The 13,950-nt window shown below is 42.3% G+C and carries 17 protein-coding genes; 15 read left to right on the top strand and 2 right to left on the bottom strand.

Annotated features, from left to right (window positions below):
- Positions 1 to 260: 260 nt before the first annotated feature.
- Positions 261 to 917 carry a hypothetical protein gene (locus tag ACKPEB_RS16890; RefSeq protein ID WP_408966128.1) on the bottom strand — a complete coding sequence of 219 codons (657 nt, stop codon included), beginning with the start codon at positions 915 to 917 and terminating at the stop codon, positions 261 to 263.
- Positions 918 to 1,016: 99 nt separating this feature from the next.
- Between ACKPEB_RS16890 and ACKPEB_RS16885 the strand changes: the two genes are divergently transcribed.
- The 8 genes from ACKPEB_RS16885 (at position 1,017) to ACKPEB_RS16850 (ending at position 8,705) form a co-directional block, all read left to right on the top strand.
- The gene (locus ACKPEB_RS16885) at positions 1,017 to 3,005 is read left to right on the top strand and encodes an anti-CBASS protein Acb1 family protein (RefSeq protein WP_408966127.1); all 1,989 of its coding nucleotides are present in this window, start codon (positions 1,017 to 1,019) and stop codon (positions 3,003 to 3,005) included.
- Positions 3,006 to 3,595: 590 nt separating this feature from the next.
- Positions 3,596 to 4,000, top strand: coding sequence for a hypothetical protein (locus ACKPEB_RS16880; protein ID WP_408966126.1), 405 nt, complete (start codon positions 3,596 to 3,598; stop codon positions 3,998 to 4,000).
- A gap of 65 nt (positions 4,001 to 4,065) precedes the next feature.
- Entirely contained in the window at positions 4,066 to 4,959 is an 894-nt protein-coding gene (locus ACKPEB_RS16875; protein ID WP_408966125.1) for a hypothetical protein, read from the top strand.
- A gap of 166 nt (positions 4,960 to 5,125) precedes the next feature.
- Positions 5,126 to 5,350 (top strand): hypothetical protein, encoded by a 225-nt coding sequence (locus tag ACKPEB_RS16870; protein ID WP_408966124.1) that lies wholly within the window; start codon positions 5,126 to 5,128, stop codon positions 5,348 to 5,350.
- Positions 5,351 to 5,395: 45 nt separating this feature from the next.
- The gene (locus tag ACKPEB_RS16865) at positions 5,396 to 7,036 is read left to right on the top strand and encodes a hypothetical protein (protein ID WP_408971299.1); all 1,641 of its coding nucleotides are present in this window, start codon (positions 5,396 to 5,398) and stop codon (positions 7,034 to 7,036) included.
- A gap of 135 nt (positions 7,037 to 7,171) precedes the next feature.
- Positions 7,172 to 7,309, top strand: a complete 138-nt coding sequence (locus ACKPEB_RS16860) for a hypothetical protein (protein WP_408966122.1) — start codon at positions 7,172 to 7,174, stop codon at positions 7,307 to 7,309.
- A 136-nt stretch (positions 7,310 to 7,445) separates the two neighbouring features.
- Positions 7,446 to 8,207: a KilA-N domain-containing protein gene (locus ACKPEB_RS16855; protein WP_408966121.1), complete on the top strand. Its 762-nt coding sequence runs from the start codon at positions 7,446 to 7,448 to the stop codon at positions 8,205 to 8,207.
- 78 nt (positions 8,208 to 8,285) lie between these two features.
- Positions 8,286 to 8,705, top strand: a complete 420-nt coding sequence (locus ACKPEB_RS16850) for a phage virion morphogenesis protein (RefSeq protein ID WP_408966120.1) — start codon at positions 8,286 to 8,288, stop codon at positions 8,703 to 8,705.
- Here the strand turns inward: ACKPEB_RS16850 and ACKPEB_RS16845 are convergent.
- The gene (locus tag ACKPEB_RS16845; protein WP_408966119.1) at positions 8,680 to 9,054 is read right to left on the bottom strand and encodes a hypothetical protein; all 375 of its coding nucleotides are present in this window, start codon (positions 9,052 to 9,054) and stop codon (positions 8,680 to 8,682) included. The genes ACKPEB_RS16850 and ACKPEB_RS16845 overlap by 26 nt on opposite strands.
- 129 nt (positions 9,055 to 9,183) lie before the next feature.
- Here ACKPEB_RS16845 and ACKPEB_RS16840 point away from each other — a divergent pair, with 129 nt between their 5' ends.
- From ACKPEB_RS16840 to ACKPEB_RS16810, 7 genes are read left to right on the top strand one after another with little or no spacing between them, the layout of a single operon-like run.
- Positions 9,184 to 10,701: a DUF2213 domain-containing protein gene (locus ACKPEB_RS16840; RefSeq protein ID WP_408966118.1), complete on the top strand. Its 1,518-nt coding sequence runs from the start codon at positions 9,184 to 9,186 to the stop codon at positions 10,699 to 10,701.
- On the top strand, positions 10,701 to 11,531 hold the full coding sequence (locus ACKPEB_RS16835) for a hypothetical protein (protein ID WP_408966117.1): 831 nt from the start codon (positions 10,701 to 10,703) through the stop codon (positions 11,529 to 11,531). The genes ACKPEB_RS16840 and ACKPEB_RS16835 overlap by 1 nt, the downstream gene beginning before the upstream one ends.
- A gap of 25 nt (positions 11,532 to 11,556) precedes the next feature.
- Positions 11,557 to 12,510 (top strand): major capsid family protein, encoded by a 954-nt coding sequence (locus tag ACKPEB_RS16830; protein WP_408966116.1) that lies wholly within the window; start codon positions 11,557 to 11,559, stop codon positions 12,508 to 12,510.
- A gap of 2 nt (positions 12,511 to 12,512) precedes the next feature.
- A complete protein-coding gene (locus ACKPEB_RS16825; RefSeq protein WP_408966115.1) occupies positions 12,513 to 12,992 on the top strand; it encodes a hypothetical protein in 480 nt (159 codons plus the stop codon).
- Between the two features lie 3 nt (positions 12,993 to 12,995).
- Positions 12,996 to 13,331 carry a DUF4054 domain-containing protein gene (locus ACKPEB_RS16820; RefSeq protein ID WP_408966114.1) on the top strand — a complete coding sequence of 112 codons (336 nt, stop codon included), beginning with the start codon at positions 12,996 to 12,998 and terminating at the stop codon, positions 13,329 to 13,331.
- Positions 13,328 to 13,504 carry a hypothetical protein gene (locus ACKPEB_RS16815; RefSeq protein ID WP_408966113.1) on the top strand — a complete coding sequence of 59 codons (177 nt, stop codon included), beginning with the start codon at positions 13,328 to 13,330 and terminating at the stop codon, positions 13,502 to 13,504. Before ACKPEB_RS16820 ends, ACKPEB_RS16815 begins: the two co-directional genes overlap by 4 nt.
- A complete protein-coding gene (locus ACKPEB_RS16810; protein WP_408966112.1) occupies positions 13,501 to 13,920 on the top strand; it encodes a hypothetical protein in 420 nt (139 codons plus the stop codon). The genes ACKPEB_RS16815 and ACKPEB_RS16810 overlap by 4 nt, the downstream gene beginning before the upstream one ends.
- The last annotated feature ends 30 nt before the right edge of the window (positions 13,921 to 13,950 follow it).

The raw sequence follows: 13,950 nt of genomic DNA, 5'->3' as shown, positions 1-13,950 counted from the left end.
GAAAGTTGCCCACCATCTCCTGAAACCCTAGCCTCTAAGACGGCATAATCTCGATATTCAGGGATTACCTCCCATTTTTTATGACGACAAAGTGCAGAGATTAAGGGATGCTTGGCAAACTTAATCTCTAATTTTTCCGAGTCTAATTTAATAGAAGAAGGTAACACCAAATCAGGAGGGACGTAAAGCTCCCCTCCCGATTCCCTAACCCATGCTCGACAAGCCTTAAGCATTATTTCAATTTCCGATAAGCAAGGAAATTAAGCATTTGCCAAAGCAGCTAAAGCTTCCATACTTTGAGGGTGATTGCTTCTGGCTTCTGGATTATTTCTAACGACTCCAGCAGGGTTGGCTCCGTCATAGAAGACGCTTTGATTGACAGCCACTAAATTTCTCCCCCCGGATGGGATTTCGTAATACGTCTTAATCTCAGCAACCTTCCGCATTTTTGCGGTTCCCGACGCGGCGGTTGTTTGGGCGACAACAATATTACTAGGCGTGGTAGACCCACTTACATCGTAAGTAATTGTTACCCCAGGCAAGTCAGAAGTAAGGGTTAAAACATTGGTCGCTGCCGTTCCTGAAACCAAAGCAGATGCAGAAGGAACTCCATTAATCTCCTCTAAAAGTCTTGCTGCAATTGTGGTCGCAGTATCACCCGACCTTTGGGTGTAGGAGATAATAGCCGAGTCATCCCCGGCAGTGACTCCTATCAGGTAGTCATCCCCTGTACTCCCTGCTGTGATGGTCATGGTATTTACTTGGGACACCGCACCACCAAAATCTGCCCAGGCTTCTAACACATCCTTTACCACCCCTCCTTCAGTAATTTGTGTCCGTACCCTTTTAAAAGGGATTGTCACCGTCAGGTCGGGTTGGGATGCAGGATAACTAATTGAGCTAATAGAAGAAGTCATTGGTTTTGAGATTAATAACTTATTAACAATATTATGCTTTATTATGCCTTAAAATCAAAGATAATTCCGCAAAAAAAATACCAATAACTTTATATAAAAATGACTGCCCAATCATCCGAGACAACAAAAAAAGAAACCACCACAGAGATTGTGAATCGTTATAGAGAAGACTCTCATGTCATGATGCAAGCGTTAGCGGAGAGTGCCGATGCAAGTTCGATGCGAAACCCTCTCCCTATAACCGGAAGAATCCAGCCTTTCTCTCAACAGCAAGTAGAAAACTGTTTAGCAGACGCGATCTTAAAACGAATTGCATGGAGCCTCCCATCTTCGTCAACTCAAAAGATGTGGCAGTTATCCTTGGGAGATGATTTTTCTAGTAAGACGGGTTCTAAATTAGTCCGCGATTACTACGCTTATCACGAAAGATTGAAAACCATATCACAATTTAGAAAAGCCTTACAGTTCTCTCGCTCTCATGGTGGGACAGTTATTATTCTCAAGATTAACGATGGAAGACATTATTCCGAACCTGTTGATGAAGGCAAGATTAAATCAATCTCTGGGTTAATCGTTCGTCACCGATGGCAAGTTGCTCCTTCGGTGAGAACGGCTGCTAGTATATTTGACCTTGATGACATTGAACATTATGAAATCCTAACAATTGATCAACAAATAAAACAAAAATTACTATTTAACGGAACAAATTCCAAGCAGGATGATCGCCTGATCCATCGGTCAAGAATCCTCCGGTTTAATGGAGCATTAATGCCTGATGATTGGATGATTTCCTATAACAATGGATGGGGATTGAGTGTCTTTGACGAGGTTTGGAAATATTATAAAAACTATACGAATGGACTCAATGCAGTAGGCGAATTAATTAAAACCCAATCAGTTCTACAGCATTCTTTTGAAGGACTACGGGAACTGATGATGGCATCTGATGAAGAAAGTATCGCAGCTATTAAGCAAACCATGAAATCAATCCGACTAATGTTTGATCTATATGGCATGGTTCTCCACGACTCCCGTGAACAATTCAACTGGAATGCCCGCCCCGTCGTCGGGATGGATTCACTTGTGCAAGTACAGAAGGATGGGGTAACAGGAGCCTCTGGGATGCCTCACACGATAGTTTGGGGAGAAAGCCCTGGAGGTTTGGGGCGTGATGGCAAGGAAACCCAAATCAACTATGCTAACTCGGTGGCAGAGTACCAAGGAGAGAACTTAGATCCTAACGCAGCTATTCTTGATCGTTATATCTTCTTGGCTAAAGATGGCCCCACAAAAGGCAAAATCCCCGACAACTACCAAAGGCAGTACCCTTCTATTTTGAGAATGACCATCGAGGATCTCCGCTCTGGACGCTCATCTGATATTCAGGTATTGGTTTCAGGTATTCAAGCCGGATTCATCACGACAGATGAAGCTCGGACAGTGCCTTCTAACTCCGGTTGGTGGCCAGAGCTTAACCTTGATCAAAAAGCATGGGAAGAAGCCAAGAAAAAAGCAGAAGAACAAGCAAACTCCCTTGGTGGTTTTGATATGGGAGCATTAGGAGGAGAGGAAGCTGCTCCACCCACTGAAGAACCCGTCGAAGAAGAATCTATAACTCAAATGGACAGTGCTGTTTACACCCCAATAAAGCGGGTTCTTAATTGGCACGGGTTATCAATTGGGGTCACTCACGACAAAGGGGATCTTCGCTATAACAAAACGATGAAGGTAGGGTATGGGCATATTAGACGCAGCTATGGACACGCAGAGGACGCGAAAGCAATCGACGTTTATATCAAAAATCCAAACTCACCTAGTCTCTGGAAGGTTCGGCAACTCAACACAACAACAGGGGAGCTTGACGAAATAAAGTATTTCTTGGGTTTTGATTCCCCAAAAGAAGTGCGCGATTGCTATTACTATCATGCCGGATTAGATCGTTTTGGAGGAGTGGAGAAGTGCGATCCTACGGAATTAAACCAATATCGCCAAGATGCAGAAGAATTGGAGGGAGTTAATGAAGTTTATCAAAATAAAATATTAACAGATATAGCAAATAGAATCAATCAACAAACTCAATTAGATTAATTTTAAATTAATTGGTTTTTGAATGCAACTTAGTCAACCCATTTTATTTCACTAGGGTTGGCTAAGTTGTCTAAACTGTTACATCAAATCTTTGTCAGTTCCTAATTTACGCAGCCCGTAAATCTATGTATAGGTTAAGGTAGTTTGGCAACAATTGGCACTTCGGACAGTGCCGATCAAATCAAACGTTGCACGGTGTTTTTTGAATAGGTTTAGCGATCGCCATTTATCGAGATTTGTGGCTTTGGGACTATTTGCTTAATACAGAATCCATTCGGAAGGACTATTTATCTCTCCCGTTTCAGGAGGCCCTTGGAAATTTTCTTAAAATCCCCGTCTTTTTATATAGAGAAATCGGTATCCAATGCAGGGCAATGGAATAGCCTCAAAATGGCTTGATATGTAAGGATTTGACAGAAGGACACCCCAGACCCACTGCAACGGTCTGTCTCCCGCCTATTCACTAAGAAATCGATACAATAAAAAAGGTGTGATTTTCTTATATGGAAATTATTTTATAAAGTCCCGTTGATCTATAAGAATTTAACCTTAAAATTATAGTGATAACTTCTGATCAGAAGGGTTCTATCATGCCAATTCCTGTAAATTTTTTCAACTTAACCAAAACGGTTGGTGGAGTCAACAAAACCTACGCCTTTAAACCTGAAGACATCAGTTTTGGGGATGATGAAACCTTAGAGGTAAAACTAAACCAAGGGGGAGATATCGCTGTTATCCCTTTGGTTAAGAAGTCAGTAACTCTAACCCTAAATGGTGCTGTTGATGTTGATTTAGATACCTTTGAGAATGAGCGAGTGCAAAACGTTCAGGACTTGATCGATAATCAACCCGTAGGGGCTAACATGAGTTTTTCTAACTACATCATCTATAACGCCTATCTGCGGAAAGTCACACCTACAGCACCCATCACGGTCAGTGGGAAAACCCTGTTTGACACTATCGAACTCGAATACGTGTCCCGTGCTTACGTTTAAGCTCTATTCATTGCCTTAGTTCAAATGAACTAAGGCAATGAATTCATAAAAATAAAGGATTTAATATGCCACCAACAGAAAACCAGGTAAAGTTAGCAATTTCTCAAGTTCTGTCAATGCCGTCTGCTTACAACTCTCCTCTTTCCGTTTTAGATTTTAGGATTAACGAGAAAGGGATAATAACAGGAAGATTTAGAGACGCAAGCCGACCCCGTGTATTCAGTTTTGAGATTGCAGATGACGGAATAACCTTTAGTCCCTTTGTCCCTGGAAGGCTGGATAGCTTGGATATTGAGGAATGGGAGAAATTCTCAGAAGGTTATTCTTTCAGGCTTGATGCCATCAGAAAAAACAGAACAGACAAACCCAAGTGTAAAGATGGGGTATCTTATCCTTGTGGCAAATCTTGTATTAGCCTTAAGAAACAATGCAAAACAAACGCTAAAGATCCCGTTTCTACTCAGAAAAAAAAGCAATTAAAAGCGGTTATTAGCGAGTTTAAAGCTAGTGATAAAACCGAAAAAATAGAAACCAGTAAAGCCAAAACCAGTAAATCTAAGATTAAAGTACCTGATATTGAGGAGCCTATCGAGATTGGTGAATCTACTGAGCCTCTAGTGACTCCGAAAATCAATTCACCTAAAAAGGGTTTTCAATCCAATGAGTATACGGACGAAGGGAAGCTAATGCACTATCCCCTAAGAGACGTTGCAGCCACAAAGGATCTGTCAGGGAGAGATGATGAAATAGCTAAAGCAGTGGATCTAATAAAACAATCTGGGAGAAATTGGATTCCCGTTTTTGTTCGGGAAGTTAAACCTTACGAATACGAAGTCGTAGGAAATCATTTGGTTCATGCTGCTGCAAAAAAAGCGGGATTAGATCGAATTTGGACTATTAATGTTGATTCAGATCCGAACACCCTTAAGCAAATTGAATTGTTAACAAAAGGCGGTTAATTTATGCAAAATTTAAAATTCCATTCCAATAGACTTGACGCTGCACCCACCGAAGTACAGATGAAACTAGCGATCGCCCAAGCACATCTCAATATTAGCAAAAGTGAACTTAATTAAGCAAAAACAAAGTACAATAGACTCATCGCATTAAAAAGGAAAATCAATTATGAAAGCTAAAAAAACTGCTGTTGAAGGACAAAAGAAAATAAAAACCGTTCCCCCTGCTGTTGTAGATGAAGATGAGGATACTTTAGGAGAAGGGGAGACATTACAGGAATTTGACAAGAGAATGGAGAAAAAATATCCAAAAAGAAGTTATGACGATTTGACAGAAGATGAAAAACGCGAACGTGCCAAGCGTTTTGTAGCTCAAGGGCCAGAAGACTGGTAAATTTGCAATCCGCACCCGTACAGAAAGATTTAACTCTCGAAAACAATGGTCACCTTAAACCGTCGAAATCTCCTTCGCTTTAACGCTGTTCCTACGGAAGTGCAGATGAAATTTGGCATTTCTCAAGTTTTGTCCCTTCCGTTCGCTTATAACGCCCCTGTGATTGTTCTGGATTTTGAAGTAGGCAATAAAAACGTCATCAAAGGACGGTTTAAAGACGCAAGCCGGCCCCGTGTATTTGAGTTTGAGATTGGGGATAGTGTTTCGTTTAAGCCGTTTACTTGGAAACGAACGGATAGCGACGTTGACCCGATGGCGTGGGAAGACTTCTCTAAAGGGTACACATATCGGTATGATGCAGTCAAGAAAGTTAGAAAGGAAAAACCTAAGTGTGGCAATACTTCCTATAACTGCGGTAAAGCCTGCATTAGCCTAAATAAGAACTGTAAATCAGATCCTCCCGATAAATCCTCTCAAGAGAAAATAGATAAGGTTAGGGCGATGGGAGGGGAGTTTAAACAGACTAAATCAGACCCCACCAAAGCACAAGAGAATAATAAGCTAACTCCAAAACCAAAAGGCAAATGGGATGATGCAGCATCTCAAATTGGTGCAGAGTATGTTTTATCTTCGGGAATTGCTGAGGCTGACCCCAGTAAAATTCAAGTAGATCCTAAAAGGTTCCAATATAAAATCATTGGAGAACAAACTAAATCAGGGGAAGTAGGAAGCTTGTCGGGTGTTAGAACTTGGGACTCTAATTTAGGAGGAATTCTTCAGGTTTGGCAAGACCCCGGCGATGGGGGTGTTTATGTGGTAAATGGGCATAATCGCCTTGCTTTAGCAAAAAAACTTAATGCTCCTTCTGTAACAGTGAAGCTAATAGAGGCAAAGTCTCACGAAGAAGCTCGTGCAATTGGTGCGTTAACTAATATTGCAGAAGGTCGAGGCAATGCTATGGATGCAGCTAAATTTTTTAGGGATTCAGGGCTAACAAAGCAAGACCTAGAGAAAAAAGGTATTCCAATGCGAGAAAAGATAGCGGAGGATGGTTTAGCGTTAGCAGATCTTAGTGATTCTCTATTTAACCGTGTTGTTCAAGGTCAAATTCCAGAACAAAGGGCTGTCGTGATTGGCTCTAAAATAAAGGATCACCGTCAGCAACAAGACTTATTGGAGTTAGTTGAGAAACAGGAAAAACGAGGTAAAAAAATCACTAATGACACCATAGAGGAATTATCTGATATGGTGACAAATACCCCAACTAAAACAGAGTCCCAAGGTGGTTTATTAGATTTGTTAGGCTTTACCCCAGAGACTCGTTCCTTAGCCATTGAAAAAGCCCAGATACAAGCCGCGATTAAACGCAAACTTTCACAGGAAAAGCGATTATTCTCAATCGTAGGGAAGTCTAAGGCTGCTCAGGATCTAGCAAAAGTTGGAAATGAGATTAAAGTTGAAGAGTCCAAAGAAGTTGCAGACGTAGCAGAAAAGGCGTTAGGTGCTTTTGATCAAGAGAAGATGCTAACCGGGAGGGTTTCAACGCTTTTAAATCAAGCGGCGGAGCAATTAGCTACAAATCAGAAAGGGCAAGATAGAATTATTAAAGAAGTTTATGAGCAGGTGCTAGATGAATTACAAAAAACTTACCGATTTGGAAAAGGAGCGAGTGTTAAACGAAGTTAAGGATTATCAGATATTGATAGAGAAGAAAAAGCTGTCCGAGATCAAAAATCCGAGCAATACGAAAAAGCAAGGAAAGCGGGAAACTTAAGTCTTTTCTAAAGAAGTAAGAAAGCAAAAGAAAATTAAGAGGTAATTATGGCAACTGAATCAGACAAAAAACAAACCCCAAAACCCACTCCCGATCCTAAATCTGAAAACACTAAAAAGGAACTTATAAAAGAACAAAAGGATCGGGCGGCTCGATTTGTAGCTAACGGCTCTGAAAATTGGTAATTTTCCTTTTTAATTTTTTTCAGTTTCTATTGATTCCTGATAGGAACTGAACATAAAAATGCTATAATTAAAGCAACTCGCCAAAAAGTTCAAGGCTTTTATGGCGAGTCTAACCATCCTTACTTACGAGGTAAAAGTGGCTAATTTAAGCTTATCGACAATTGAAACAAATAGTCAAGCAATTATCAATCATGACGTTAACGGGTTAACTGTTGGACAACAAGAATCTGATGGTTACATCAACGCAACACGGTTGACTCATGCTCACAAACAAATGACAGGACAACGCCGAGATGTAGCGAACTGGTTGTCTAATAAGCGAGTTCAAGAGACGATTAATCATCTTTCTGTCGTTACAGGAATTCCTGTAACGGGTTTGTACAAAGTGGTTCAGGGTGGAACACCGGACAAACAGGGAACTTGGATTCATCCGAAGCTTGCTACTCGGTTTGCTATCTGGCTGTCCGATGACTTTGGCTTAATGGTTGAGGAATGGGTTCACGAATGGTCAACGAATCCAAAACAGCATTCACAGCCTAAATTACCTCAGACTTATGCCGAAGCACTCCTAGAGGCTGGACGGTTAGCGTTAGAGTTAGAAAAATTAGAAGCCGAAAAAGCCTTGCTTGAACAGGAAAATAGCGAACTCTCTAAAAACCTCGATGAGTTATTCGATTATTCTTCCATCGTTCGGATCGCTAAGTTCAATCAAGTCTCAGAAAAAATTTTTAATTGGCGATCGCTCAAGGCTATGAGCATTAAGATGGGCAAGGAAATCAAAAAAGTGCCATGTCCCAGATTTGAGACAAAAAGTCTGTATTCCCATGATGTTTGGCGTGTTACTTATCCTGAAATGAAGCTACCGGAAACCACAACGTTAGTTATTAGTCGAGGGTAATTAAAGCGACAAAGGGAGGTTTTAACACCTCCCTTCCTTTCACTATATTAAAATTGGATATATTCCCTTATTGAAACTATGCTATCCCTAAAATTCAACGCTAATCAATCCAGAAATTATCTCAACGAACTAATTAAAAAAGTTCAGAACTTAACCCCTGCCTTGCATGAAATTGGACAGTTAATGGTTGCCTCTACCGATGAGAACTTCCAGAAGGAACAAAATCCCTACGGAGAAAAATGGGAACATTTAGCCCCATCAACCCTCAAATACAAGGCAAGTCGAGGTTTTATTATGCAAATATTACAACGCCAAGGATTGCTACGATCTTCTATTCGGTATCGGATTGAAAAAGGAAGGGTTGAGGTAGGGACTCCATTGCCTTATGGCTCCTATTTACAAGAAGGCACTAAGAAAATGCCTAAACGTCAATTTTTAGGAGTAAGTCAACGGAATCGTCGGGAGATTATCGCTATTCTAAAGGGTTCTCTTCGTTGATCTCGACAAGTTTATCAATAAGACCTGGGTTGATTTCTTGAGGGATTTCTTGCTCAATAATCTTTAAAGTTTCCTTAGTCCAAGCAAGGATCAATCGTTCCGCCTCCGATTGATCCTCAGAAATTAACAAAGCGATAATCAATAGTTCTACGAAATCCGTCCGTCGCTCCCCCATTAAAATCCGTCGAATTGTCTGCCAATCCCATCCACTTTTTTCACTAAATTCCATCATCCCAAAATTTGCATTTACAAGATCCCGTCGAATTGACCGACCAAGAGCGCGATAGGGAGCCAACGCACCAGATCCTAGTGTCTTCTTAGAAGGATACTCTCTTTTGATAGTAGTCATTATTTATATCTAAATCATTGGTTTAATTTTAGTTGATTTTCTTATATAGAAATTATTTTTTTTACACCCTCTTTAAATGACTGATAAGGTGCGTTATTATTTAACAAGAATTATTTTTTGTATTGAGAAATGGTTGAAATCAGGCTTGATGCTCCAACTAAATTTAGGGTAATCAGAACTGATGATGGTCGCCTCCATTGTGAAGGGTCTTTTTGTCGTGACGGGGTGTTGGAGTATCGTCAGCCTGACGGCTCCATAGTCCACGAACTCAGGAGACCGGAAACCAATGCAGATCAGGCTACAGTGGAGAGTTTCAAGTTCCTCCCCCTGGTAATTGAACATCCCCATGTTGGACTTCTTAATAGCGAAAGCTACAAAGATTACACGGTAGGGATGACTGATTCTTCTGCTTATTACAACAAGGCTGAAGGGGTGATCAAAGGCTTGGTGTCATTTTTTGATGCTAAAGCGATCGCCCTAATTGATTCAAGGGAAAAGGAGCAACTGTCTGCGGGATATACCTGCGATATCAAACAAGGGGCAGGGGTATGGAATGGTCAACACTACGACAGAGAACAGATCAATGTTCGCGCTAATCATTTGGCTTTAACGAGCCGAGGAAGGGCAGGAGAAGATGCCCGTCTCCGATTAGATAGTGCTGCGGGGATTGGGCAAGCTGTTGCAGGTCAAGTTGTTGAAAACCCTAGTAACCCCAACAAAACCAATGATAATGGAGATAATGAACAGCGCATGGCAATAATTAGATGCGATGGAGTCGAATATTCGGGAATCCCCGAAGTTTTCGCTTCTATTAGTAGTGCTCGATTCCGTGAATTAAAAGAATTAAAGGAACGCCACGATTCGCTTGTTACACGGTTTGACGCTACGATTCGGGAGAATCGGAAGCTAGAAGCCGCACAAGAGAACTACCAGTTTCGGTTAGATAACCTGGAAATCATTGTGGAAAATGCTGATAATGTCCTTGGTGAGTTAGGTTATTACCGGAACGACATGGGGCAGTACGTCCGTGTTGACGGAGGCAAAAAGAAAATGATGCCCCATGCTCCCGAAGAAGAAGAAATGGAATTGGAGGACAATGAAGATGAAGAAATGATGGAAGATGAGGACAATGAAGATGAAGAAATGATGACTTCCAGAAAGAAAAAAAAGTCCAAACCTCGTGCTGATGGTGACGATGAAGACGAAAGCAATTGTCGGGGTGATTCTGTTGGGGATCTCTTGGCTATATGGAAAGAAGCCGACGATTTGCTGCCAGGTTTTTCCAACACACGGTTTGATAGTAGCTTCTCTGTGAGCGATATCAAGCGCACTTTGTTAGCTGAAATCGAGCCCAACATGGACTTAACATTCCGATCCGATTCCTATGTAGACGGAGTGTTTGCCTACGTTCAGGAGAATTACGATTCTTCTTCTGCCGATCCAGATGGTGAAGAAGAAGGGGATGGGGATGACGAGGAGGAAGAAGATGGAGACTCCGAGGAGTTTTCCCATCGCCTTGATTCGGTACTAAAAAGACCTGCTCAAATTACTTATGGTGATGAACTCACCGAATGGGAGAGACGGCGGGTAGATGCCTATAAACAGCCTTTAACAATGGGGAAAACACGCATGGGGGTTACTAGATAATGCGGTACAACTACAATCTTCAGTTTGATCGTGCGATTCCTGGTATGGGCGAGGGCTCGATCAATTTTCCGAGAGTTAAAGCTTACGTTTCCATTAAGAATGCAGCTAAAGAGGTCTGGACTCTGGCGGTTCCTGCTTCTCCTGCTTCTAGCACCGAATATACCGTTAAGTTAAATAACGGATTAGGAACAGCACGTTTTACAACTGATGCTAGTGCTACTCAATCGGAATTGCGGGCAGGATTATTGAATGCAATCCGTGTAAATCCTGCTTTTGGGCATCGTGGGATTGCTGCTGTTAGTGGAAATAACGTGCTATTCACGGCATTGGACTATGGCATCGAGAACACACTGGTAGTTACTGGTGCTAGTTTGACAGCAACCAAGACCACAGCGATGACCATTCCCACACCTGTTCCTTTTGGTCGGTTTGTCGCCAGAGCAAACACTGAAACCGATCCCAAAGTTGCAGGGCTTCCTACTGCTACTACTGACGTAATCCTGGGCATTACTCGAATCGTCAAAGATATCGAAATGCAGCCTTTAATAAATCAAGGTGTAAGCTACGGTGGAACGACTTACCCCTATCAAGATGTGATGGACGTGGTTGACCGGACAGGAGAATCGTCAGGGATCTGGGTTGAATGTGTTGAGACGGATATCACAATTAATGATGCCGTCTACGTCTCTATTGCTGCGGGACACGAGGGGAAAGCAACAAAGGCAACAAGTGGCACGATTAATATCTCCACGAAGGCTGAGTTCAAGTGTTCCCCCGTAGTCACTAGCACTGGTGCGGTGTGCGTTTTGATCGGCTTCAATGTTCCCTAATTTGTATAGAAAGAATTTATAAACTATGATGAACTTTTCTGGGACTACAAGGTTAGATGCTGATGAAATCGGGACGTTCTTTGGCGCTCTGATGGATTTAGAGGCTCAGATAGATAAGGAGTTCGATCTTGCGGACTATCCTTTCGCTGCTGGAGTTATTTGCCCTCTCAACATTCAAAACAAGCCCTGGGCAAAAACCTGGGGGTATCGGTGGCTCCGCCACGTTGGGCAGTTCAAATTAATCCGAAACTACACCACAGACCTTCCCGAAGTGGAACTGGTCTATGGTGAAATGAAGATGCCGATCCATAAATGGGGACAAGGCTATAGCGTCTCCGAGGATGACATCGCGGCTGTTAGTCGGATGGGAGAAAGCATTGAGGAAGACAAAATCTGGACAATTCAAGAAGCTGCTCAACAAAAAATCAATCAGTTGGTGGCAAATGGAGATTTAGAAACAGGGATGCCCGGTTTCTTGAATCATCCCCAAGCACTGCGGTCTTATGCTCCCTTCCCTTTGAACGGGTCAGCAACATCGCAGCAAAAGCTGAGTGTGTTGAACGATTGCGTTAATGCTCCGACTCGGTTGACCAATAACCGCGAGAAGCCTGACACGTTGTTGATGGATTCGGAAACTTACGAACACCTCTCCTCGGATATTATTCAAATCGGCACATCCGCATTGGATCGTACGGTGTTAGAGCATTTCTTAAAAGTCAACCCTAATATCAAAGAAGTCGGCGTTGTGTCCGAGATGGCTCCTGACTATTTAGAGTCGATTGGTTTAGCTCCCACCCGCTTTATTCAGGCTTTCCGTCGAGATCCCAAAAAAGTTTCTGCCAAGATTTATCAACCGTTAAAGTGGACTGATACTCGCCCCATTGGTGTTGATTCTTTCTGGCGTGGTGCCAAGTTTAAATTTGGGGGAATTGATCTCAAACGCCCATTCTCCATGCACGTTGTAGTATTACCTGAATAAAAATGTCTAAAACTATCATCTTTGACCCCAAACTAAATCCTCACAATCCCCGTATTCCTTACGGAATATCAGTGGAGGCTATCACTTCACCGATTCGTTTCTCTCGCCCCATTAATCGTGGGGGAACTAAAAAGAATTCCTTAGATGCAGTGGAAACACGAGGGAGTTGGATTTTGCCGGGGACTAATTTAGAGCTTCCTGATGAGGACTATGAGTATATTGCTCGACATCCTCTCGGCATGGAACTTATTAATTGCGGAGCCTTCAGAATAATCTCTCCCACCCTAGAGGAAGGGAAGTTTCCCACCGAAACAACCCTTGATTATATTGAGAAAGATGCCCTGGACTTGATTCGCAATTCAAGTGATATTGATTGGTTAGAACGATCTGAGAAAAGAGAAGATCGTCCCGCTATTTCTAAGGCATTGGCAGAGCAGGTTAAAAATATCAAGTCAGTCAACACTATGAACATTCGGGGGTAGCGGATGGTTCTCCCTTCCGATTTTTTAGCGGTTTATCCTCAGTTCACTGTGGTCGAATCTTCTGTGATTCAATACAGTTTAAACTTTGCTGAGAATAATTATTGTGCTGGTTGGGCAGATCCCAAGAGAACGGATGGAATTATGCTGATTGCTGCCCATCGAATCAGCGTTGATTGGTTCCAACAGGCGGATATTGCCTCTAGTGTTACGGGAATCGCATCAGGGTCAGGGAGTTCCACACCTTCTGGCTCTGAGGATGACTGGTCTTTAACGACTTACGGGAGGCAATATATTCACCTCCGCAATACTATTTTTACTCCCCCTATTCTGGTTTTATGAAAGTACAATTCCCTGATTTCTCAGTTGATAATGGTCGAGTTACTTCTGCCGGGATGGTGACTCCTGCTTCCCCAGAATTGCAAGCTATGGCAGCGATTTACGTGGTGTTACAAGAAATTAACGGGAAGCTAGATAAGCCAGACCACGGTCACGCTCCCAAAGAGAAGAAATGAGTCAATCCTTCGTTGAGCAAATGATAGCCCTAAGAGACCGGATCTCTCCCCTTGCGGGGGGATTCGGCAATCCTAATGTTCAAAGCCTCGTCGTTCGCACAAGAGTGGGCGATGGTTACGAATATTTGGAGATTACCCCAGATCCGGTTATTCAAGATCAATTCCCAAGCAAGGAGGGGATTGAAAACCTAAGCTCAGTGGAGGGGATAACTAGATCCTATTCAGTTAAAGGGATTTCACGGCGTTATTTAGAGGAACAATTGAAAGGAGAGGGTGTTGACTACCTCGTCGGAGCAGACACCACCCTTTACCCTCCTGATGGGGTTGTTTGTAACTTAGTCTCATTAACAGAAAATGTTGTGACGTGGGACATGGAGTTGGTTGAAAAAATTAGCTCACAAGGTTTTTATTTGTGATTAACTCACAAGGTTTCTATTTATAAAAGG

This window comes from Planktothrix sp. (genome assembly GCF_046067725.1).
In the GTDB taxonomy this organism is placed as follows: domain Bacteria; phylum Cyanobacteriota; class Cyanobacteriia; order Cyanobacteriales; family Microcoleaceae; genus Planktothrix.
Note: the sequence above shows the minus strand (reverse complement) of the source record. Positions and strands in the feature narration are given on the sequence as shown.

Bases quoted from the DNA above. Each gene is read 5' to 3' on its own strand.
- ACKPEB_RS16825 (WP_408966115.1), top strand. From the start codon at position 12,513: ATGTCTAAAACTATCATCTTTGACCCCAAACTAAATCCTCACAATCCC.
- ACKPEB_RS16870 (WP_408966124.1), top strand. From the start codon at position 5,126: ATGAAAGCTAAAAAAACTGCTGTTGAAGGACAAAAGAAAATAAAAACC.
- ACKPEB_RS16850 (WP_408966120.1), top strand. From the start codon at position 8,286: ATGCTATCCCTAAAATTCAACGCTAATCAATCCAGAAATTATCTCAAC.
- ACKPEB_RS16890 (WP_408966128.1), bottom strand. From the start codon at position 917: ATGACTTCTTCTATTAGCTCAATTAGTTATCCTGCATCCCAACCCGAC.
- ACKPEB_RS16880 (WP_408966126.1), top strand. From the start codon at position 3,596: ATGCCAATTCCTGTAAATTTTTTCAACTTAACCAAAACGGTTGGTGGA.
- ACKPEB_RS16830 (WP_408966116.1), top strand. From the start codon at position 11,557: ATGATGAACTTTTCTGGGACTACAAGGTTAGATGCTGATGAAATCGGG.
- ACKPEB_RS16815 (WP_408966113.1), top strand. From the start codon at position 13,328: ATGAAAGTACAATTCCCTGATTTCTCAGTTGATAATGGTCGAGTTACT.
- ACKPEB_RS16820 (WP_408966114.1), top strand. From the start codon at position 12,996: ATGGTTCTCCCTTCCGATTTTTTAGCGGTTTATCCTCAGTTCACTGTG.
- ACKPEB_RS16875 (WP_408966125.1), top strand. From the start codon at position 4,066: ATGCCACCAACAGAAAACCAGGTAAAGTTAGCAATTTCTCAAGTTCTG.
- ACKPEB_RS16865 (WP_408971299.1), top strand. From the start codon at position 5,396: ATGGTCACCTTAAACCGTCGAAATCTCCTTCGCTTTAACGCTGTTCCT.
- ACKPEB_RS16885 (WP_408966127.1), top strand. From the start codon at position 1,017: ATGACTGCCCAATCATCCGAGACAACAAAAAAAGAAACCACCACAGAG.
- ACKPEB_RS16810 (WP_408966112.1), top strand. From the start codon at position 13,501: ATGAGTCAATCCTTCGTTGAGCAAATGATAGCCCTAAGAGACCGGATC.
- ACKPEB_RS16835 (WP_408966117.1), top strand. From the start codon at position 10,701: ATGCGGTACAACTACAATCTTCAGTTTGATCGTGCGATTCCTGGTATG.
- ACKPEB_RS16845 (WP_408966119.1), bottom strand. From the start codon at position 9,054: ATGACTACTATCAAAAGAGAGTATCCTTCTAAGAAGACACTAGGATCT.
- ACKPEB_RS16840 (WP_408966118.1), top strand. From the start codon at position 9,184: ATGGTTGAAATCAGGCTTGATGCTCCAACTAAATTTAGGGTAATCAGA.
- ACKPEB_RS16860 (WP_408966122.1), top strand. From the start codon at position 7,172: ATGGCAACTGAATCAGACAAAAAACAAACCCCAAAACCCACTCCCGAT.